The sequence below is a fragment of the Kitasatospora sp. NPDC023176 genome (genome assembly GCF_055560495.1).
The window spans coordinates 121,977-142,564 of the sequence record NZ_JBVHIP010000010.1 but is presented as its reverse complement, the minus strand read 5'-3'; the positions used below and the strand labels follow the sequence as shown (position 1 = coordinate 142,564).

Sequence of the window (20,588 nt, the reverse complement as noted above, 5' to 3'; positions counted from 1 at the left end):
GCTCGACAACCCCGACAAGGAGCCCACCATCATGCAGGACCGCATCCGCGCGTTCGTTCTGGCCGCCCTCACCGAGATGCAGTACGACGTCTCCGAGGTCACCGGGGACACCGACCTCGGCCCGGCCGGGCTGGACCTCGAATCGCTCGCGCTGGCCGAGCTGTCGGTGCAGGTCGAGGACGAGTTCGGGATCAAGTTCGACCTGGACGAGATGGAGACCACCGCGATGATGACGCTGGACGAGTTCACCGCCGACGTCGTCAAGCGGATCGACGCCCTCCCCGCCACCGCCGGCAGCGCGGCATGACCGGCTCCGCCCTCCCCTCGGACCCGCTCCCCGGCACCCTCCCCGACCGGGCCGAGGTCCTGACGATGCTGGCGGCGTTCGGGCAGCGCGCCGCCGACACCGTTCCCGAGGACCTCGGCTCGCTCGAACTCACGTGGCTGATCGCCGAGTTCGAGCATCGCTACGGCATCCAGCTGGACCTCGACGACGAGCACTTCGGCGCCGTACGGACCGTCGACGACGCCACCGAACTGCTGCGCTCGGCGGTACTGGCCGAACGCGCCGGGGCCCGGCCGTGACCGGCACCACAGCACGGCATCGCCTACCGGCGGTCGTCACCGGCGTCGGCGTGCTCAGCGCCGTCGGGCGCGGACTCGCCACGCTGACCGAGGCCGCCGCCCACGGCAGGACCGCGTTCAGTGAAGTGACCCGCTTCGACGTGCGCGAGCGCCGCACCACCCGGGCCGCCCTGCTGCCCGAGGACGTCCCGCTGGCCAGCACCTTCCCGCTCGCCCGGGCCGCGCTCGACGCGATCGGCCAGGCCTGCCGCCAGGCCGGGCTGAGCGCCGCCGAGGGCGCCGCGATGCCCGTCCTGCTCGCCCTGCACAGCGACGAGCGCACCCGCGCCACCGCCGACGCGGTGGCGGCCGGGGTCCGAGCGCACTGGGGCGCGCCGGGCGTCACCCGGGTGTACACCGGCGCCTGCGTGGCGGCCGCGACCGCCGTCGCCGACGCCGCCGCACTGGTCGCCACCGGACGGCACGAACGCGTCCTGGTCGCGGCCGGCCACCTGGTCGACCCCGGGGTGTTCGCCGTCTTCGACGCCGGACGCGCCCTGGCCCGGGACGGCGAACTGCGCCCGTTCAGCGCCGGACGCACCGGCACCCTGCTCGGCGACGCGACCGCCGCCGTCCTGGTCGAGGCCGCCCCGGCCGCCGAACGGCGCGGCGCCCCCGCACTCGCCCGGCTGGCCGGCTGGGGCCGCGCCGGGGACGCCCACCACGTCTGCCGCCCGGAACCGGAGGGCGCCGGCGTGGCCCGGGCGATCGAGGCCGCGCTGAACCGGGCCGGCGTCGCCCCCGCCGAGGTCGGCTACGTCAACGCCAACGGCACCGGATCCGACCTCGCCGACCAGGCCGAAGCCACCGCCCTGCGGCGGGTGTTCGGCCCGCACACCGCCGAACTCCCGGTCAGCTCCAGCAAGTCCGTGCACGGCCACGCCCTGGAGGCCTCCGCACTGCTCGAACTCACCGTCACCATCGGCGCGTTGGACACCGGAATGGTCCCGGTCAACGCCGGCTGGCTCGGCCCCGACCCGGCCGTCCGGCTGGACCTCGTCCTGGACGGCCCGCACACCGCCCGGCCCCGCTACGCGCTCAGCCTCAACTCCGCCTTCGGCGGCGCCAACACCGCGCTGCTGCTGGCCGCCGCCTGACCCCGACACCCACACCATGACCTCCCCTGCCGCCAGCCCGCTCCGCGTCCTCGCCCAGGCCCGCCGCCCCGGCCCGGACCTCCACGGACCCCCGCCGCCACTGCCCGGCTTCGCCGCCTCCGGCCTGGGCCCCCTGATCGCCGACACCGCCGACCACTGCCTGCGCGCCCACCACGGCCCGCCACCCGCCCCCGGGCGGACCGCCCTGCTGCTCGCCAGCGCGAGCGGCGACCGCGCCACGGCGCGGGCCATCGACCGCAGCGCGGAGCCCGGACGGCGCCCGGCCCCCCTGCTGTTCTTCCAGTCCAACCCCAACGCCGTCCTCGGGCACATCGCCGCCCGCTGGGGCCTGACCGGCCCCGTCGTGGCGACCAGCCCGGCCGAGGCCGTACCCGGCACCGTCCCCGCGGACGCGTACGAGCTGGCCGCGCTGCTGCTCGCCGACGGGGACGCCGACCACGTGCTGGTCATCGCCGCCGAGCAGAGCGCCGACGGCGACCACGCGGTGGCCGTCCTGCTCACCCACCCGGGCGGCTGAACCCGCCCGGCCCGCCCGCCCGTTGCCATCGACGAGGCCCGCCGCCCGCCGCCCGCCGCAGCAGCACCCGGCACACCAGCCGGCCGCCCGGCCCGCCGTCGGCCCCGCCCACGCCGCATCCCCGCCGCATCCCCGCCGCCGTCCGCGCGCCGGAAGCACCCTGCCACCCCGATCAGCCGCCCGGGCCGCCCCGGCCCCGAGGGAGGGATCCACCCCCGTGACCATCCGCAGTCTCCGCACCCAGCTCGCGGACGACCCCGACGTGGGCGCCGGCAACGTGCTGACCGCCCGGATCGCCCTCGGCCAGGGCCTGGACGAGCCGCTGCTCACCTTCGACACCCCGGTGGACCACCACCCCGCCTGGCAGCCGCTCACCCTGCGTGAGCTCGACCGCGCCGTCCGGGCCCGCGCCGCCGCCCTGCACGGCCTCGGCATCACCCGGCACGACCCGGTCGTGGTCTACGCCGGCGACGCCGCCGACCACGTGCTCGCCTTCCTCGCCCTGGCCCGGCTCGGCGCCGTCCCCGCGCTGCTCAACCCCCACCTGGACGCCGAGCGCGCCGCCCGCTACATCGCCCGGATCGGCGCGGCCGGAGTGCTCGCCGACCCGGCCCACCTGGCCGCCCTGGCCGGCCACGACCCGGGCGCGCCACTGCTGCCCGAGATCGCCACCCTCGGCGCGGGCGACCCGGAGGCCGCCCCCGAGCCGTACCGGCACTGGTCCGGGGACCCGGTGGCGATCACCCACTCCTCCGGCACCACCGGCATGCCGAAGGCCGTCGTCCACTCCCACGCGAGCCTGTACGCGGCGATCCGCCACCGGCTGCGGCTGCCCCGCCCCCAGGGCCAGGACCGGATGCTCAGCGCCCTGCCCGCCCCACACGCCGCGACCCTGATCGCGCTCAACCTCGCGCTCAGCTCGCACACCGAGCTCGCCTGCCTCTCCGGCCAGGCCGGCGCCGGGGTGCTGGACGCGATCGAGCGCTGGCGCCCCACCGGGGTGATCGGCTTCGCCGCGACCTGGGCCGACCTCGCCCACCACGACCTCGCCGCACGGGACTTGGCTTCCGTCGCGCTCTGGTGGAACACCGGCGACTGCGCCCACGAAGTGCACATCCGCCAGCTGATCGCCACCGGCAGCCGGGAGGCCGTCACCCGCGCGGGCCGCTCCCGGCTGCCCGGCTCGCTGTTCGTGGACGGCCTGGGCTCCACCGAGATGGGCCACTCCCATTTCTTCATCACCCACGGCCCCGGCACCGAGCGCTACGGGCGCTGCGTCGGCCGTCCGCACGCCTTCGTCGACTGCGTCGTGGTCGGCCCGGACGGCGAGCCGCTCGGGCCCGGCGAGGTCGGCGAACTCGCCACCGCCTCACCGACCCTGGCGCTCGGCTACTGGAACGACTCGGCCACCACCTTCCGCACCCGGCTGCGCGGCCGCTTCCTCACCGGGGACCTGATGTACCGGGACGAGGAGGGCTACTACTACCACGTCGACCGGGCCGTGGACTCGCTCGAACTCGGCGACGGAAAGCGGCTGTTCACCGCGATGTCGGAGGAACGGGTGCTGGCCGCGCGGACGGACGTGCTGGACTGCACGGTGGTCGCGGTACGGGACGGCGAGCAGGTGGTCACCGACGTGCTGCTGCTCCTCACCGAGGGCGCCGACCGCGGCGACGGCCCGGACGCCGACCGCGCCAAGGCGGTGGTCGCCGCCCTGGACGACGCCACCGCCGCGACCGTGCGCCGAGTCCTGGTGGTCACCGGGGACGACATCCCGCTCGGCCCGACCGGCAAGGTCCGCAAGGTACTGCTGCGTCAGCGTCATCTGGCGGGGGTGAGCGCCCGGTGACCGCGCGCGAAGCAGCCGTCATCACCGGCATCGGCCTGGTCTCACCGCTCGGCCGCAAGCCCGCCGAGGTGTTCGAGGCGCTGGCCGCCGGCCGCTCCGGCCTGCGGGCCGTCCCCGAGGGCCACCCCGCGCACGGCTGGCTGCCGGCCGCCGGGATCGCCCCCGCTGTGGACGGCCGCGAGGTGCTGCCGCCCACCGAGACCCGCTGCGTGGACCGCTTCGTGCTGCTCGCCCTGGCCGCCGCCGACGACGCGCTCGCCGACGCCGCCCTGGAGGTCGGCCGGGACGCCGACCCGCACCGCACCGCCGTGGTGCTGGCCACCGGGGGCGGCGGCCTGGAGACCTTCGAGCAGCAGTCCCACCGGCGGCTGGACCGCGGCCGCCCCGGCGTCAGCCCGTACCTGCTGCCGGGCATGCTGTCCAACATGGCCGCCGCCCGGATCGCCATCAAGCACGGGATCCGCGGCTACAGTTCGGCCGTGGTGACGGCCTGCGCGGCCGGCGCCCAGGCGATCGCCGAGGGGCTGCGGCTGATCCGCGCGGGCGACGCCGATGTGGTGGTGTGCGGCGGCACCGAGTCCTCGCTGCACCCGACCATCGCCGCCGCCTTCACCAACGCCCGCGCCCTGGCCCAGGGTTGGGACGACCCCGAGCAGTCCAGCCGGCCCTTCGACGCCCGCCGCAACGGCTTCGTGCTGGGCGAGGGCAGCGCCGTCCTCGTCCTGGAGCGCGCCGGGCACGCCGCCGCGCGCGGCGCCACCGGGTACGCCGACGTGCTCGGCTGGGGCGCCTCCACCGACGCCCACCACCCGACCATGCCCCGCCCGGACGGCACCGGCGCCGCCGACGCGATGCGGATGGCGCTCGCCAACGCGGGCCTGACACCGGGCGACATCGACTACGTGAACGCCCACGGCACCGGCACCAAGCTCGGTGACGCGGCGGAGACCGCCGCCCTGCACGCCGTCTTCGGCGCGCACCGGCCGGCGGTCAGCTCCACCAAGGGCGCCACCGGCCATCTCCTGGGCGCCGCGGGCGCGTTGGAGGCGGCGGTGACGGCCCTGGCGGTGGCGCGGGGGACACTGCCGCCGACGCTCAACCTGACCGACCCCGACCCGGCCTGCGACCTGGACCACGTCCGGGGCGCCGCCCGGTCCGGCCCGGTGCGCGCCGCACTGAGCAACGCCTTCGCCTTCGGCGGCCACAACCTGAGCCTGATCCTCGGCCCGGCCTCCGTCCGGCCGACCGGCTGAGGCGGGCCCGACCGTTCCCGCCGGGCCGCGCGACGCACACGGTCGGACCCGCCCGGCCGCGACCGCCCGCACCACCACGCGCTCGACCCGACATCCCTCCGGGGGGAGATCCCGTTGTCCATCCAGACCATCGCCCGCGTCGAGTTCCACTGCGCGGACGCCGACAAGACCGCAGCCGGACTGCACGCCGACTACGACTTCACCGCCGACCCCCCGAGCACCTCGGCGGACGGCACCCGCACCATCGACCTGCGCCAGGGCTCGATCCGGCTGCGGCTGACCTCCGCCGCCGACCCCGGCCACCCGGTGTCCGCCTACGTCGCCCGGCACGGGGACGGCGTCGCCGCCCTCGCCCTCGGCTGCGCCGACCCGCGGGCCGCCCTGGAGCGGGCCGAACGGCACGGCGCCCGGGTGCTGGACCGGGAGGCCTGCCTGATCGCCGGCTTCGGCGACACGGCCCTGCGGTTCACCTCGATGCACGCGGCCGGGCCCGCCGAACCCGCCGGGCCCGCCACCGACCCCGCCGACACCGCCGCCGAGCCCGCCGGGCCGGGCCTGCTGGACGCCCTCGACCACGTCGCGATCTGCCTGCCCGGCGGCGAACTCGCCGGCGCCGTACGGTTCTGCGAGGCCGCGCTCGGCTTCCACGCGATCTTCGAGGAGTACATCGAGGTCGGCGAGCAGGCCATGGACTCCACCGTGGTGCAGAGCGCCTCCGGCCTGGTCACCTTCACCCTGATCGAGCCCGACACCGCCCGCCGCCCCGGCCAGATCGACGAGTTCCTGGCCGCCCACGGCGGCGCCGGGGTGCAGCACCTGGCCTTCAGCACCCATGACATCGCCACCGCCGTCCGGACGATCCGCGCGCGCGGCGTGGAGTTCCTGACCACCCCGGGCGCCTACTTCGACGCGCTCACCGAGCGGCTCGGCGGGACGGCCATCCCGGTGGAGACCCTGCGCGACCTGCACGTCCTGGTCGACCAGGACCACGGCGGCCAGCTGTTCCAGATCTTCGCCCGCTCGACCCACCCCCGGCGCACCTCCTTCCTGGAGCTGATCGAGCGCCAGGGCGCCGGCACGTTCGGCACCGCGAACATCAAGGCGCTGTACGAGGCGGTCGAGCGCCAGACCTCCGTCACCGCCGGCTGACCGCTCCCAGAAGGGAAGCACCACCGATGACCACCGCCACCGAGTTCCGCCTCACCGACGCCGAACACTCCCTGCTGCCCACCCCCGAGGAGGTGGCGCACTACCGCGAGCACGGCTGGTACCTCTCCCGCAGGCTGTTCAGCGACGAGGAGCTGGACACCCTCCAGGCCGCCACCGAGCTGTACTACGCGGGCCACCGCGACCGCGAACTGCCCGTCCGACCGGCCCGGTTGGCCGCCTGGGAGCCCTCGCACGGGCCCGTCCAGCGGCACAACGACTACGTCCACCACGAGAGTGACGCGATCGGCGCGATCCTGCGCAAGCCGCTGGTCGGAGCGGTGGCCGCGCTGCTGGCCGGGGCCGAGGAGATCCGGATCTTCCAGTCCACCCTGATCTACAAGCCGCCGGTGCCCGGGGAGCCCAGCAACCGGGTGCCGTGGCACTTCGACAAGCACTACTGGCAGACCTCCACCTCCGAGGACATGCTCACCGCCTTCATCCCGTTCCACGACTGCCGCGAGGAGAACGGCACCATCACCATGATCGACGGCAGCCACCGCTGGCGGGAGCTGCCCTCCGGCGAGGACTCCACCCGGCACTTCGCCGACCGCGACAGCGGCGAGCTGGACGCCATCCTGGACGCCAACGCCGCGTTCAACGGGCAGCGGGTGCGCAAGGTCCCGATGCTGATCCCGCGCGGCCACATGTCCTTCCACCACTGCCGCACCTACCACGGCAGCGGCCCCAACCTGGCGTCCTTCCCCCGCCGGGCCGTGTCGCTGCACCTCCAGGACGGCGCCAACGAGTACCGCCGGCACGAACGCCCGGACGGCGGCCCGGTGGTGTACAACCACGACGTGCTGGTGCGCCGCACCGCCGACGACCGGCCGGACTACGCCGACCCGGCCTACTGCCCCACGGTCTGGCGGGCAGAGCGGTGACCGCACCCCTGACCACCCCCGCCGAGCGCTACCGGATGCTGCGGCTGATCCGCGGCTTCGAGGAGCTGGCGCTCGGCCTGGTGACGTCCGGCGCGATCCCCGGCGGCATCCACCCGTACATCGGCCAGGAGGCCGTCGCCGTCGGCGTCTGCTCGGCGCTCGGCCCGGCCGACCGGCTCACCAGCACCCACCGCGGGCACGGCCACGTGCTCGCCCGGGGCGCCGCCCCGCACCGGCTGCTCGCCGAACTCGCGGGCCGGGTCGACGGGTTGAACGGCGGCCGGGGCGGCTCGATGCACGCCGCCGACCTCTCGCTGGGCATCCTCGGCGCCAACGGCATCGTCGGCGCCGGGGCCCCGATCGCGGTCGGCGCGGCCTGGGCCTCGCGACACGGGGAAGCCGACGACGACGCGGTGGCGGTGGCCTTCTTCGGCGACGGCGCGCTCAACCAGGGCGTGCTGCTGGAATCGCTCAACCTCGCGGCGATGTGGCGGCTGCCGGTCGTCTTCGTCTGCGAGAACAACGGCTACGCCACCACCCTGCCCGCCGCCACCGCCGTCGCAGGCAGCGCCACCGGCCGGGCCGCGGCCTTCGGCATCCCCGCCGAGCAGGTCGACGGCATGGACACCGAGGCGGTGCGCGCCGCCGCCCTGCGCGCGGTCGGGCGGGCCCGCTCCGGCGACGGCCCCGGCTTCCTGGAGTGCCGCACCTACCGCTACGAGGGCCACCACACCATGGAGCGCCGGATGAAGCTGCGCTACCGCGCCCCCGAGGAGGTCGCGGCCTGGCGCGAGCGCGACCCGCTGCCCCGGGCCGCCGCCCCGCTCGACCCGGCGACGGTCGCCGAGCTGGACCGCTCGGTGGCCGAACAGCTGGCCGCCGCCGAGAAGTTCGCGCTCGCCTCGGCCCACCCGGACCCGGCGGGCGCGCTGGACCACCTGTACGCCGACGGCCTGCGGCCCCGGGCGGGGGTGTCGGCGTGACCAGGCTCTCGTACACCAAGGCGCTCAACCGGGCGCTGGCCGACGAACTCGCCGAGGACCCGGCGGTCTGCGTGTTCGGCGAGGACATCGGCGCGGGCATGACCGGCCCGACCCTGGGCCTGCTGGACCGCTTCGGGCCCGGGCGGATCGTGGACACCCCGCTGTCCGAACAGGCCTTCACCGCGATGGCGATGGGCGCCGCACTGGCCGGGCGGCGGCCGGTGCTGGAGTTCCAGATCCCCTCGCTGCTCTTCCTGGTCTTCGAGCAACTCGTCAACCAGGCCCACAAGTTCTCGCTGATGACCGGCGGCCAGGCGGCCGTCCCGCTGACCTGCCTGGTGCCCGGCTCGGGCTCCCGGGACGGCTGGGCCGGGCAGCACTCCGACCACCCGTACAGCCTGTTCGCCCACGCCGGGGTGAAGACCGTGGTGCCCGCCACCCCGACCGACGCCTACGGGCTGCTGCGCTCGGCGATCCGTGACCCGGACCCGGTGGTGGTGTTCGCCCCGGCCGCGGCCCTGCCGGTGCGCGAGACCGTCACCTGGGAGCTGGCGCCCGTCCCGCTCGGCCGGGCCCGGATCCACCGCCCCGGCACCGACGTCACCGTGGTCGCCCTCGGGCACCTGGTGCACGACGCCCTGGCCGTCGCCGAGGAGCTGGCACCGGAGCTCTCGGCGGAGGTCCTCGACCCGCGCACCGTCCACCCCTTCGACTGGCCCGCGCTCGCCGAGTCGCTGGAACGCACCGGCCGGCTGGTCGTGGTGGACGACTCCAACCGCAGCTGCGGCTTCGGCGCCGAGGTGCTGGCCACCGCCGCCGAGGAGATGCGCCTGATCGCCCCACCGCGCCGGATCACCCGCCCGGACGGCGCGGTGCTCCCCTTCGCCCCCGCGCTGGACCGGGCCGTCCAGCCCGGCCGCGAACAGTTGCGGCACGCGCTGCGGTCCGTTATGAAAGCCCACTGACCCGCGTCACGCGGCCACCGCCCCCTCCCCCGAGAACACAGCCTCAGAGAACACAACCCCCTGGAACAGGAGCACCGTTGTCCAGCAACCGCTACCACTGGGACCGTTCCCACCCCGGCCTGACCAGTCTCCAGCAGGCCATCGACCCGCTGCGCCGCGAGGTCGTCGAGCACTCGGTGTACCGCTCGCTGACCAGCATCGAGCGCGTCCGCACCTTCCTGGACAGCCACGTCTTCGCCGTCTGGGACTTCATGTCGCTGCTCAAGAGCCTGCAGCGCGACCTCACCTGCGTGGACGTGCCGTGGGTCCCGAGCGGTCCGACCGCCAGCCGCCGGCTGATCAACGAGATCGTCCTGGTGGAGGAGAGCGACGAGCTGGGCGAGGGCTTCACCAGCCACTTCGAGCTGTACGTCGAGGGCATGCGCCAGGCCGGCGCCGACCCCCGCCCGGTGACGGACTTCCTGGCCCTGCTGGGCTCCGGCCGGTCCGTGCCGGAGGCCCTCAAGACGGCCGGCGTGCCCGAGCCCGCCGTCGATTTCACCTCCGTCACCTGGTCGATCGTGGAGAACGCGCCGGTGCACGGCCGGGCCGCCGCCTTCGCCTTCGGCCGCGAGGACCTCATCCCGGACATGTTCACCCAGGTGGTCGGGATCGACGACCCCGACGGCGTGCTCACCGTGTTCAAGGACTACCTGGCCCGCCACATCGAGGTGGACGGCGAGCAGCACACCCCGATGGCGATGCAGATGCTGATCGACCTGTGCGGCGACGACCAGGCCGTGTGGGACTCCTGCGCCGAGACCGTCCGGACGGCGCTGGAGGCCCGGCTGCGGCTGTGGACCGCGATCGAGCAGTCCTTCTAGCGCAGCAGGTCACCGCACCGTCGGCCCTCCGAAGAAGGAGCTCACAGCACCTTCGGCAGCACCGCCGCCGAGGCGGGCGGCTGGTCGGTCGCCGACCGGAACCGGTGCAGCGCCGCCCGGCCGTCCGCCCCGCGCAGTCGGGCGGCGAGCCGGGCGGGCAGCACCACGGTGCTCAGCCGGCCCTCGCCGCGGTACCCTTCGATCGTCCAACTGACCCAGGGCAGCGGATAGTTGGCCGCCGGACTGAAGAACACCGGCGGGCCGCCCTGGAAGTTCAGCCGATAGGCACCGAAGCCGCTCCAGTTGGAGAAGCTGAACCGGCGCTCCGTCGGGTCGAAGCCCAGCGGCACGCACTCCCCCAGCCGGGAACGGCCCAGCCCGGCCAGGAAGTCCAGGTTGGCGCGGAGGTTGAGGTGGGCGGCCGGGAACTCCTCGACCGCCGACCGCAGTTCGGCGGCCAGCACTGCCGGTCCGTCCTTCGGCCGGTGCGGCAGGTGCACCTCGCTCAGCAGGTTGCCCACCAGGGCGGGCGAAAGCCCCAGCCAGCGGCGGGCGTTGACCGGCACGGTGAGCATCCGCTCGGCCTCGTCGCCGTCCACGGCGCGCAGGGTGGCGAGGACATGGGCGCAGAGCACGTCCGCGGAGGACAGCCGGCGTCCGGCCGCCGCGCCGAACTCCTCGCGCATCCGGTCGACTTCGGCATCGGTGAAGGCGATCTGGAGTGTCCGGTTGGCGCGCGGACCGGCGGCCGCCTCGCGGGCCAGCAGCTCCGCCTCCGCCGCCGAGGGCACCCGGAAGCCGGGGCGTCCACAGTCCTCGGCCGGCAGCACCGCCTCCAGCAACGCGTCCTGGTCGGCGACGAGTTCGGCCTCCGGCAGCGGTTCGCCCTCGACCGCCGCCGACCAGATCCGCAGCAGCAGCATGAAGCTGTGCAGGTCCCCGATCGCGTGGTGCCAGGAGCAGCCGAGCACGGTGCCGCCGTCGGCGGTGCGGGTGATCCGTACGGTGAGCAGCGGGGCGTCCCCGGTGCGCGCGGCCACGGCGTCCACCGGGTCGACCAGTTCGGAGCCGGCCGCCACCACCCGGCCCATCACCTCGGTGAGGGTGCCGTCCACGCTGTAGACCTCCAGCGGCACTCCGGAGTCGTCGCAGACCGCCCGCAGCGCGCCGTCGTCGGTGCGCAGCCGTCCGGCGAACACCGGCACCCGGTGCAGGGCGAGGGCGAGCCCGGCGGCGAGCCGGTCCTCGTCCAACGGCCGGTCGAAGCAGAGCACGACGGAGACGGCGAGGTTCGCGAGCATGGTGTCCATCAGGCCCAGCCGCAGCACCCGGCCGTCGGCCCGGCCGGCTCGGACGGTCCGGGAGCTGCGCGGCTGCGGCCAGATCGTCATGAGGTCCCATCCGGTGGTTCGGCCTGCGGGCACGCCGAACGATAGTGCTGCGCCGAGCCAGTGGTCCAGTCCAATGTCAGCATCCGGAAAGGCCGTTCACGGGCGCCGACGATAGAATGCCCAGCATGGGACAGCGCCCCGGCGCGCCCACCGCGCCGCCCCTCGTCCTGGTCACCGACCACGAGTCCCAGCTGATCGACCCGGCCCGGGCCTACCACCTGGGCCGCGACCCGACCAGCGAGATCGTGCTGGACGACCCCCGGGTGTCCTGGCACCACGCGGTGCTGCGCGCCGCCGCCGGCCACTGGCAGCTGGAGGACGTCGGCAGCACCAATGGCACCTACGACCAGGGCCGCCGGGTCGACCACGAGGACGTCGGCCCGGGCACCCGGCTGCGCTTCGGCGATCCGGCCACCGGCCCGGCCGCGACCTTCACCGGCCTGCCCGCCCCCGCCCCCGGCGAACGCACCGCCCTGCCCGCCCCGCAGAGCTCCGGCACCTTCCGCAGCCCGAGCGCCGTGCTGGACCTGCCCGGCCGCACCGTACGGATCGGCCGCTCGCCGGACAACGACCTCGTCCTGGACGACCTGGTGGTCTCCCGGCACCACGCCGAGCTGCGCGAACTGCCGGGCGGCGGCCATGAGATCGTCGACCTGGACAGCCACAACGGCAGCTACCTCAACGGCCGCCCGGTCCGACGCGCCCCGGTCGGCCCGGCCGACATCGTCGGCATCGGCCACTCCGCGCTCTGCCTGGTCGACGACCGGCTGGTCGAGTACACGGACACCGGCGAGATCTCCCTGGACGTCCAGCACCTGGTCGTCCGGGTCGGCCCGGACCACCGGGTGCTACTGGACGACGTCGGCTTCCCGCTCGCCGAGAAGGCGCTGCTCGCCGTGGCCGGCCCGAGCGGCGCCGGCAAGTCGACCCTGCTCAACGCCCTCACCGGGCTGCGCCCCGCCGACCAGGGCACCGTGCTCTACGACGGGCGCGACCTGTACCGCGACTACGCCGAGTTGCGCCGCCGGATCGGCCTCGTCCCCCAGGACGACATCCTGCACACCCAGCTGACCGTCCACCGTGCCCTGTCCTTCGCCGCCGAGCTGCGCTTCCCCGGGGACACCGCGCGGGAGGAGCGGGAGACCAGGGTCTCCGAGGTGATCGGCGAACTGGGCCTGGACGGCCGGGAGCACCAGGTGATCGCCAGCCTCTCCGGCGGCCAGCGCAAGCGGGTCAGCATCGCGCTGGAGCTGCTCACCAAGCCCTCGCTGCTGTTCCTCGACGAACCGACCTCCGGCCTGGACCCGGGCATGGAGCGCTCGGTGATGCGCCTGCTGCGCGAACTGGCCGACGACGGGCGGACGGTGGTCGTGGTGACGCACAGCGTGCTGAGCCTCAACGTCTGCGACCGGCTGCTGGTGCTCGCCCCCGGCGGCCGCACCGCCTACTACGGGCCGCCGACCGAGGCGCTGGCGTACTTCGGCGAGCAGGATTGGCCGGAGGCCTTCGAGAGCTTCGAGAGCGACTCCGAGGGGGTCTCCCAGCAGCGGTTCCGCGCCTCGCCGCAGTACCGCCAGTACGTGATGGCCGAGGCCGCGCACCCGGCGCAGCCACCGGTGGCCTCCACCCCCATGATCGGCCGGGAGAAGCCGCAGAGCTGGTTCTCCCAGCTGGGCACCCTGGTGCGCCGGTACGCCACGGTGCTCGCCGCCGACAGGCTGTTCCTCACCGTGATGATCGCGCTGCCGTTCATCATCGGCCTGATGTGCCGGGGGATGGCCGGCTCACGACTCAGCGACGACAACGCCATCAACTGCCTGCTGACGCTCTGCCTCGGCGGTGTGCTCATCGGCTCGGCCAACGCGGTGCGCGAGGTGGTCAAGGAGCGCGCGATCTACCAGCGGGAACGCGTGGTCGGGCTGTCCAGATCGGCGTACCTGGTCTCCAAGGTGGTGGTGCTCGGCCTCGTCACGGCAGCCCAGTCCGCAGTGCTGACGGTGGTCGGCCTGGCCGGGGTCGGACTCACCGCACAGCCGCGGCCGAACGCCCCGCCACCGGTGACCAGCGGCGTGCTGCTGCCCCAGCTGCCCGAGCTGATCCTCGCGATCGCGCTGCTCGGCTTCACGTCGATGATGCTCGGCCTGGTGGTCTCCGCGTTCGTCGGCAGGGAGGAGACCACGATGCCGCTGCTGGTGCTCCTCGCGATCGTCCAGGTCGTCTTCAGCGGCCTGATGCTCAAACTGAACGGCGTCCCCGGACTGGAGCAGTTCGCCTGGCTCGTCCCGTCCCGGTGGGGCCTGGCCGCCATGGCCCGCACCGTGGACCTGGGCCGGCTCGTCGTGCCCAGCCCGATCACCGAGGACCCGATGTTCCGGCACGAGCGCACCGGCTGGCTGCTGGACATGGGTGCCCTGCTCGCCCTTTCGGTGGGGTACGGGCTGGCCGTGCTCGCCCTGCTGCGGCGGCGCGAGCCGACCATCATGCGCAAGTAGCCGCCCCGGTGGCCGCCGGTAGAGTGGGAAGCGAACTGCGGTGTCAGTGCCGCACGCAGCCCCCGCCCCCGCTCCAATGCGGCGGACTCCGGCTCCGGCTCGCGCGGCGGAGGAAGTGTGGCCGCCCATGGACGAGTTCGCGTTCCGCCCCACCCATGTCGCCCCGCCGGGCGGACTGGCGAGCTGGGCGGCCCCGGACCCGGCGCAGCCGTCCGCCCGGCTCGACCCGTTGCTCCCGGTCCGGCTGATCGCCGACCAGGGCGACTGGGCGCAGGTGCTCTGCTCCAACGGCTGGACCGCCTGGGTGGACGCCCGGCTGCTGGTCACCCTCCCCCAGGCGCCCCCCGCCGCGGACGGCCCGCCCACCCGCACCGCCGACCCCCGCCCCGCACTCGCCGAGGCCGAGGCCGCGCTCTCCCGCCACCGGGCCCTGCTGGCGGAGCTCGCCGCCGGCACCCTGGACCTGGAGACCTTCCGGGAGCGGACCCGCGGCCTGCGGATCGGCCTGGTGGCGGACGGCGAGGCGCTCTGGCTGTTCGACCCGGTGCACGACCGCTGGTGCTACTGCGACGGGCTGCAGTTGCAGACGTACGCGGCCACCGACCGGCCGCCGCCCTCGCCGGAGCCGGAGGTCCACGACCCGCAGGTGTCCGATCCGGCCACCACCGGACCGTCCCGGCCCGACCCGTACCCGCCCACCCGGACCGGCGGGCCGTGATCCCCGCCGAACCGACTCCGGTGTCGGCGCCCAGCCTGCCGGCCGGCCTGGTCGGACGGCAGGTGGCCGACTACCGACTGGAGCGGGAGATCGGACGCGGCGGGATGGCCGTGGTCTACCGGGCCAAGGACCTGCGCCTCGGCCGGACGGTCGCGGTCAAACTGCTGGCCCCCGAGCTGGCCCGCAACGAGGTGTTCCGGCAGCGCTTCATGCACGAGTCCGAGGCCGCCGCCGGGATCGACCACCCGCACATCGTCCCGGTCTTCGGGGCCGGGGAGCACGACGGCATCCTGTACCTGGCGATGCGCTACGTCGAGGGCGGGGACCTGCGCGCCCTGATCAACCGGGACGCCCCGCTCCCGATCGAGCGCACCGCCCGGCTGACGCTGCAGATCGCCTCCGCGCTGGACGCCGCCCACGGCCTCGGGCTGGTGCACCGGGACGTCAAGCCGGGCAACGTCCTGGTCGCCGCCGGCACCGACAGCGAGCACCCCGAGCACCTCTACCTGGCGGACTTCGGGCTCACCAAGAAGTCCCTGTCGCTGAGCGGGCTGACCAGCGTCGGCCAGATCGTCGGAACGCTCGACTACGCCGCGCCCGAGCAGATCTCCGGCCGGCCGCTGGACGGGCGCTGCGACCAGTACAGCCTCGGCTGCGTGGTGTTCGAGATGCTCGCGGGCGCCCCGCCGTTCCGCCGGGAGAGCGACCTCGCACTGCTCTGGGCCCACCTCAACGACCCGCCGCCCGACCTGCGCCGGCACCGGCCGGATCTCCCGGAGGCGGTCGGGGCGGTGGTCGCCCGGGCGCTCGCCAAGGCCCCCGACGACCGCTACCCGGACTGCCTGGGGTTCGCTGCCGAACTGCGGGCGGCCGCCGTGCCCGCCCCGTGGAGCGGGGACGGGCCGCCCACCCGGGTCGTCCCGGCGGTCGCCCGGGCCCCCGGCCCCGCCCAGGTGCCGGAGCCCCCCGCCTGGGCCGCCCCGGTCGTCCACCCGCCGCCCTGGGACCGCTAGCCCCGGGACGGCCGGCCCGCACGAGGAAGCCGTTGGAACACACGAGGAAGCAGTCGACCATGAACGCCGTGAGCCAGGTCTTCGCCATGCTCGCCGCCGCGATCCACCTGGTGGTGTGGCCGCTGGAGAGCTACCTGTACGGGCACCCGCGGGTGCGCTACCTGCTCACCGGCAGCACCGCGGACGCCCCGGAGGTCCGGCTGTGGCGGTTCAACGTCGGCTTCTACAACCTGTTCCTGGCCCTCGGCCTGGTCACCGGCCTGGTCCTGCTGCACACCGGGCACTCCGGATCGGGGCGGCCGCTGATCCTCTACATCGCCGCCTTCATGGTGGCCGGCGGGACGACCCTGTTCGTCTCGGAGCCGAAGCTGTGGCGCGGCGCCCTCGGCCAGGCCGTCCCGGCGGCGGTCATCCTGATCGCCGAGCTGGTCTGAACCGGGAACGCGGTGGCCGGGCTCAGCCGCCCGTCGTCTCCTCCGTCACCTCGCCGCGCCGCCGCACCCGCGAGGCGAGCAGCGCCCCGAACAGCCCGGCCAGCAGCCCCCAGCCCGCCGCCAGCGGCACCGCCGTCCACAGGGCCGGGCGCAGCGTCAGGCTGCCGCTGCCCAGCGCCGCCAGCGGATTGTTGCCGCCGAGCACCGCGCCGAGCAGGTCACCCAAACCGCCCTGGCCCAGGCCGACACCGAGCACGGACAGCCCGTACTCGGCGTCTATCCGGGTCCACAGGCCCACCAGCAGCATGGTGACGGCGGTGGCCAGCGCGAAGCGCACCGCGTGCTGCCAGAGCCGCACGGTGCGCGGGGACCGGTAGGCGGCGAGGAAGGCTGCGGCGACCAGCAGCACGGCGGCCAGCGGCAGCAGCCACCAGCTGCGCGCGTCGTGGTCGGCCAGGGTGCCGAGGTCGATGGTCGCCTCCTCGCCGTTGGGCGTGCGCAGCACCGCGCTGAGCGGCTTGGGGACGGGCAGGCCGAGCGCGCCGACCAGCCGGCCGTGCCAGACGGCGCCGAGGCCGAGGCCGAAGGCCAGCCAGACCAGGTTGGGCAGGGCGAGCAGCAGCACGGCCATGGTCTGCCGGGCGTCGCCGTGCACCAGCGCGGTGACGATCCCGGCCACCGCGCCGATCGCCACGTACGCCAGCAGCACCATCCAGAGCGCGAACGCGGCCGGACGGACGGCGAGTTGGTAGCGCAGCAGGCCGCGCGGCAGCGGCGCCCGGCGGGACACCGCGAAGACCGCCGCGAGCACCAGCAGCAGCCAGGCCAGCCCGATGCCGATGGTGGTGACGCCCTCCGCGTGGAAGCCGACGTCCGGGGTGAGCCCGAGCGCGCCGCCGATGGTCTGCGCCAGGCTGCCGCCGAGTTCGATCACGAAGGTGTGCTTGGCGGTGACGGTGATCAGCACCAGGGCGAGCAGCCAGAGCACCACCGTCCGGGCGATCCGGCCGAGCAGTTCACGGCCCCCGGCGACCGCCCGGAACCGCAGTTGGCGCAGGAACACCTCGGCCATCACCACCGCGCCGACCAGCGAGACGCTCAGCGGCATCGCATTCACCCCGGCGTCCACCGCGGCGAAACCGCCCGCGCCGCCGTCGAGTTGGACGGAACCGCCGACCGCCAGCGCCATCGTCGCGGCGAGCACCGGCGGGAAGCCGCCCTCCGGGAGGTCGCCGGCGCCGGCCAGCCAGAGGCCCAACGCGGCCACCGCCGCCATCGCGACCAGCCCGGCCAGCACCACGGCGAGCGCGTCCAGCCAGCCGCGGACGGCTCCGGGCGGGCCCGCGGCCCCGGTGGTGGGCTGCTGCATGCCGCCTCCCTGTGCTCGGACTCTGCTCGGACTCTCTTCGGCCCTTGCTCGGACTCTGTTCGGCCCCCGCTCGCACTCTGCGCGCGAACGGGGCGGTTCGTTTCCCAGGGTGACCGACCGCCGCCGGGCACGCTCGGCGACGGCCGTGCCACCTGCTGTTGCGGCGAACGGGGTACCGGGGGAGAAATGGAACTCCAGTGGCAGGAGCTTCCCGTGCCGACCGTTCGCGCCGGCCGCCTGCGAAACGGAGCCTCGATGAGTTCCCAACCGCCTCCCCCCGGCCCGCCCAGCGAGCCACCCACCGCTTCGCCCACCGGCCCCCCGTCCGGCCCCCCGTCCGGCCCGCTGGCCGGGCCGCCCTCGGGTGGCGGCACGGGCGGACCGCCGTCCGTACCGCCACCGCCCTCCGGACCGTCCGGTCCATCCGGACCATCCGGACCATCCGGTCCGTCCGGATCGTCCGCCGGCGGTGCGGGCGGCGGCGGACGCCGGCCACACACGCCGTGGTGGCGCTCCGGCAAGGGACTGTCGGTGGCGGCGGGCGTGGTGGTGGCGGCCGTGGTGGCGACCGTGCTGATCGTCAGCAATCAGGGCGGCAAGCACGAGGCCGTGCCGACCGCCAACGAGGTCGCACTGCAGGCCCCGGCCGACCCCGGGCCCGCCCCGTTCACCCCTTCGGTGGAAACCCAGGGCGTGAGCGCCCCCGCCCCCGCGCCCACCACCACGGCGGCGCAGCAGCCGGGCGGTGGGCCGAAGAGCGCCTCCCCGACCGTCCTGCACAGCGTGCAGGGCGCCTCGGCCGGGCTGTACGGCGGGACGATGAACAGGCCCAGCTGCGACACCGAGCGGCTGATCGGCATGGTGTCCAGCGGTGACGGCGGACGGGCCTGGGCCTCGGCGGCCGGCATCGAGCAGTCCGCCATCCCGTCCTACCTGCGCTCGCTGACCTCGGCGTACCTGCGGGTGGACACCCGGGTGACCAACCACAGCTACAAGAGCGGCGCGGTGGTCGAGTACCAGTCCGTCCTCCAGGCGGGCACCGCCGTGCTGGTGGACTCCCAGGGCGTGCCCCGGGTGCGCTGCGCCTGCGGCAACCCGCTGAAGCCGCCGGTGCTGGTCAGCGACGCCAAGTACACCGGGAAGGCCTGGGCCGGTTTCCAGCCGAGCACGCTGATCGTGGTGGTGCCGGCGCCACAGCCGGTGACCGAGATCATCCTGGTGAACATCGAGACCGGCGGCTGGTTCTCCCGGCTGACCGGGCGGATCGACGTCGTGGACAAGCACGTCGGACCGCCGCAGGGGCCGCTGGCGCCGGGCGTCCCGCCGCCGGCGCCGTGGAAGCCGACCACCCCGACGGCGACGGCCTCGACCTCGGGCGCGACCTCTTCGGGTGCGACCTCTTCCGGTGCCACCACCTCGGGCTCGACCACGTCGGGTTCGACGACCTCCGGGTCCACCACCTCCGGCTCGACCACCTCGGGTTCGACCACCTCGGGTTCGACCACCTCCGGCTCGACCACCTCGGGTTCGACGACCTCGGGTTCGACGACCTCAGGGCCCACCACCTCCGGCTCGACCACCTCAGGGCCCACCACCTCCGGGTCCACCACCTCGGGCTCGCCGACCAAGATGACCTCCCCACCCGCGACATCCACCTCGGCGAACTCGCCGACCAAGATGACCTCCCCACCCGCCACCTCCACCTCGGCGAACACGCGGACGGCTACGTGCGCGACCGCCGCGCCGTCCACGCTGCCGCCCTGCACCACGGCCTCGGCCACGACACCCTGATCACGCAACTCCCTTGCTGCCAACAGCCGTTGGACCCAGCAGGTGGCAGCTGCGCGCGCCAGGCAGCAGCACCTTCGCGTCGGCTGGCCCGAGCAACCGCCCGGCCGCCGAGCGCACCTCCACCGGGGCGACCGGGGCGCGGTCGACCGACCGATGCCCCGGGTACCCGTGCGCGCTCCCTCCGTGTTCGTACACGATGGGCGCTCGCACACCCCACCGACAGTCCGGACCGGCCATCCGGCCCGGTGTCAGCTCCACGGACGTCCCGCCGATATTCGCTGGCCGACGGCGCGGCGGACCGGCAGAGTGTCGTCATGATCAGCCGCGGACTGGACGAGGACGGGTACATCGCGCGGGAGGGCTCACTGGAGCGCGTCCCGCCGGAGTTCGGGCCGGTGGTCGACGCCGCCCGGGAGCGGATCGCCGCCGCCTTCGACCCCGCCCGGCTGCACAGCGCCTACCTGTACGGCAGCATCCCCCGCGGCACCGCCGTCCCCGGCGTCTCCGACCTGGACCTGCTGCTCGCCCTGCGCCACGAGCCCACCCCGGAGGACCGCGCCGGGGCCGACGCCGTCGGGGCCGCCCTCGACGCGGCCTTTCCGCAGGTCGACGGTGTCGGCGTGCTGCTGTTCGACGTGGACACCCTGCTCAGCGAGCTGGAGCGGCACGACCTGGGCTGGTTCGTCGCCTGTCTGTGCACCCCACTGCTCGGCGAGGACCTCGGCGCGCTGCTCCCCCGCTACCGCCCGACCTCCCTGCTCGCCCGCGAGACCAACGGCGACCTCGCGCTCGCCCTCCCCCGCTGGCGCGAACGACTGGCCACCGACGCGGAATCCCGGCTCACCACGCTGAGCCGGGCGGTCTCCCGTCGGCTCGTGCGCACCGGCTTCACCCTGGTGATGCCCCGCTGGAACGGCTGGACGAGCGACCTCACCGCCTCCGCCGAGGCCTTCGCCGTCCACTACCCCGGCCGCGCCGAGCAGATGCGCCTCGCGGCGGCCGTCGCCCGCACCCCCACCACCGACCGCGCCACCCTGGCCGTCCTCATCGACGACCTGGCGCCCTGGCTCGCCGCCGAGTACACCGCCGTGCACGGTCAGAAGGCCCCGCGCCCCTGA

The 20,588-nt window shown here is 74.9% G+C and carries 19 protein-coding genes; 17 read left to right on the top strand and 2 right to left on the bottom strand.

The genetic code is table 11. The features are described 5' to 3' along the window. Positions 1 to 31 precede the first annotated feature (31 nt). From ACZ3YL_RS16865 to ACZ3YL_RS16815, 11 genes are all read left to right on the top strand, one after another. The gene (locus ACZ3YL_RS16865; RefSeq protein ID WP_188304079.1) at positions 32 to 307 is read left to right on the top strand and encodes an acyl carrier protein; all 276 of its coding nucleotides are present in this window, start codon (positions 32 to 34) and stop codon (positions 305 to 307) included. After that, on the top strand, positions 304 to 585 hold the full coding sequence (locus ACZ3YL_RS16860) for an acyl carrier protein (RefSeq protein WP_465658053.1): 282 nt from the start codon (positions 304 to 306) through the stop codon (positions 583 to 585). The genes ACZ3YL_RS16865 and ACZ3YL_RS16860 overlap by 4 nt, the downstream gene beginning before the upstream one ends. Beyond that, positions 582 to 1,721, top strand: a complete 1,140-nt coding sequence (locus ACZ3YL_RS16855; protein ID WP_465658051.1) for a beta-ketoacyl synthase N-terminal-like domain-containing protein — start codon at positions 582 to 584, stop codon at positions 1,719 to 1,721. Before ACZ3YL_RS16860 ends, ACZ3YL_RS16855 begins: the two co-directional genes overlap by 4 nt. Positions 1,722 to 1,737: 16 nt before the next feature. Next, positions 1,738 to 2,259: a beta-ketoacyl synthase N-terminal-like domain-containing protein gene (locus tag ACZ3YL_RS16850; protein ID WP_188303842.1), complete on the top strand. Its 522-nt coding sequence runs from the start codon at positions 1,738 to 1,740 to the stop codon at positions 2,257 to 2,259. A gap of 217 nt (positions 2,260 to 2,476) precedes the next feature. Continuing rightward, positions 2,477 to 4,108: a class I adenylate-forming enzyme family protein gene (locus ACZ3YL_RS16845; RefSeq protein ID WP_465658049.1), complete on the top strand. Its 1,632-nt coding sequence runs from the start codon at positions 2,477 to 2,479 to the stop codon at positions 4,106 to 4,108. After that, positions 4,105 to 5,361, top strand: coding sequence for a beta-ketoacyl-[acyl-carrier-protein] synthase family protein (locus ACZ3YL_RS16840; protein ID WP_465658047.1), 1,257 nt, complete (start codon positions 4,105 to 4,107; stop codon positions 5,359 to 5,361). Before ACZ3YL_RS16845 ends, ACZ3YL_RS16840 begins: the two co-directional genes overlap by 4 nt. 114 nt (positions 5,362 to 5,475) lie before the next feature. Continuing rightward, entirely contained in the window at positions 5,476 to 6,510 is a 1,035-nt protein-coding gene (hppD, locus tag ACZ3YL_RS16835) for a 4-hydroxyphenylpyruvate dioxygenase (protein ID WP_188303845.1), read from the top strand. Between the two features lie 26 nt (positions 6,511 to 6,536). Beyond that, the gene (locus ACZ3YL_RS16830) at positions 6,537 to 7,451 is read left to right on the top strand and encodes a phytanoyl-CoA dioxygenase family protein (protein WP_465658045.1); all 915 of its coding nucleotides are present in this window, start codon (positions 6,537 to 6,539) and stop codon (positions 7,449 to 7,451) included. Continuing rightward, positions 7,448 to 8,434: a thiamine pyrophosphate-dependent dehydrogenase E1 component subunit alpha gene (locus ACZ3YL_RS16825; protein ID WP_317620971.1), complete on the top strand. Its 987-nt coding sequence runs from the start codon at positions 7,448 to 7,450 to the stop codon at positions 8,432 to 8,434. The genes ACZ3YL_RS16830 and ACZ3YL_RS16825 overlap by 4 nt, the downstream gene beginning before the upstream one ends. Next, positions 8,431 to 9,399: an alpha-ketoacid dehydrogenase subunit beta gene (locus ACZ3YL_RS16820; RefSeq protein WP_465658043.1), complete on the top strand. Its 969-nt coding sequence runs from the start codon at positions 8,431 to 8,433 to the stop codon at positions 9,397 to 9,399. The genes ACZ3YL_RS16825 and ACZ3YL_RS16820 overlap by 4 nt, the downstream gene beginning before the upstream one ends. A 77-nt stretch (positions 9,400 to 9,476) precedes the next feature. Then, a complete protein-coding gene (locus tag ACZ3YL_RS16815; RefSeq protein WP_465658042.1) occupies positions 9,477 to 10,262 on the top strand; it encodes a DUF3050 domain-containing protein in 786 nt (261 codons plus the stop codon). A 41-nt stretch (positions 10,263 to 10,303) separates the two neighbouring features. Here the strand turns inward: ACZ3YL_RS16815 and ACZ3YL_RS16810 are convergent, their stop codons facing one another. Beyond that, on the bottom strand, positions 10,304 to 11,653 hold the full coding sequence (locus ACZ3YL_RS16810; RefSeq protein ID WP_465658040.1) for an acyltransferase: 1,350 nt from the start codon (positions 11,651 to 11,653) through the stop codon (positions 10,304 to 10,306). A 125-nt stretch (positions 11,654 to 11,778) separates the two neighbouring features. Between ACZ3YL_RS16810 and ACZ3YL_RS16805 the strand changes: the two genes are divergently transcribed. From ACZ3YL_RS16805 to ACZ3YL_RS16790, 4 genes are all read left to right on the top strand, one after another. After that, positions 11,779 to 14,145, top strand: a complete 2,367-nt coding sequence (locus tag ACZ3YL_RS16805) for an ABC transporter ATP-binding protein/permease (protein WP_465658038.1) — start codon at positions 11,779 to 11,781, stop codon at positions 14,143 to 14,145. Positions 14,146 to 14,272: 127 nt separating this feature from the next. Beyond that, the gene (locus ACZ3YL_RS16800) at positions 14,273 to 14,863 is read left to right on the top strand and encodes a hypothetical protein (protein ID WP_465658036.1); all 591 of its coding nucleotides are present in this window, start codon (positions 14,273 to 14,275) and stop codon (positions 14,861 to 14,863) included. Then, positions 14,860 to 15,876, top strand: coding sequence for a serine/threonine-protein kinase (locus tag ACZ3YL_RS16795; protein ID WP_317620972.1), 1,017 nt, complete (start codon positions 14,860 to 14,862; stop codon positions 15,874 to 15,876). The genes ACZ3YL_RS16800 and ACZ3YL_RS16795 overlap by 4 nt, the downstream gene beginning before the upstream one ends. 59 nt (positions 15,877 to 15,935) lie before the next feature. Next, positions 15,936 to 16,310: a DUF1304 domain-containing protein gene (locus tag ACZ3YL_RS16790; protein WP_188303852.1), complete on the top strand. Its 375-nt coding sequence runs from the start codon at positions 15,936 to 15,938 to the stop codon at positions 16,308 to 16,310. 22 nt (positions 16,311 to 16,332) lie between these two features. On the opposite strand, the gene ACZ3YL_RS16785 is transcribed toward ACZ3YL_RS16790, so the two are convergent. Beyond that, complete coding sequence (locus ACZ3YL_RS16785; protein WP_188303853.1) at positions 16,333 to 17,679, bottom strand: streptophobe family protein; 1,347 nt, start codon at positions 17,677 to 17,679, stop codon at positions 16,333 to 16,335. 531 nt (positions 17,680 to 18,210) lie between these two features. Here ACZ3YL_RS16785 and ACZ3YL_RS16780 point away from each other — a divergent pair. After that, positions 18,211 to 19,470, top strand: a complete 1,260-nt coding sequence (locus ACZ3YL_RS16780) for a DUF6777 domain-containing protein (RefSeq protein WP_465658034.1) — start codon at positions 18,211 to 18,213, stop codon at positions 19,468 to 19,470. A gap of 314 nt (positions 19,471 to 19,784) precedes the next feature. Then, complete coding sequence (locus ACZ3YL_RS16775) at positions 19,785 to 20,588, top strand: nucleotidyltransferase domain-containing protein (protein WP_465658032.1); 804 nt, start codon at positions 19,785 to 19,787, stop codon at positions 20,586 to 20,588.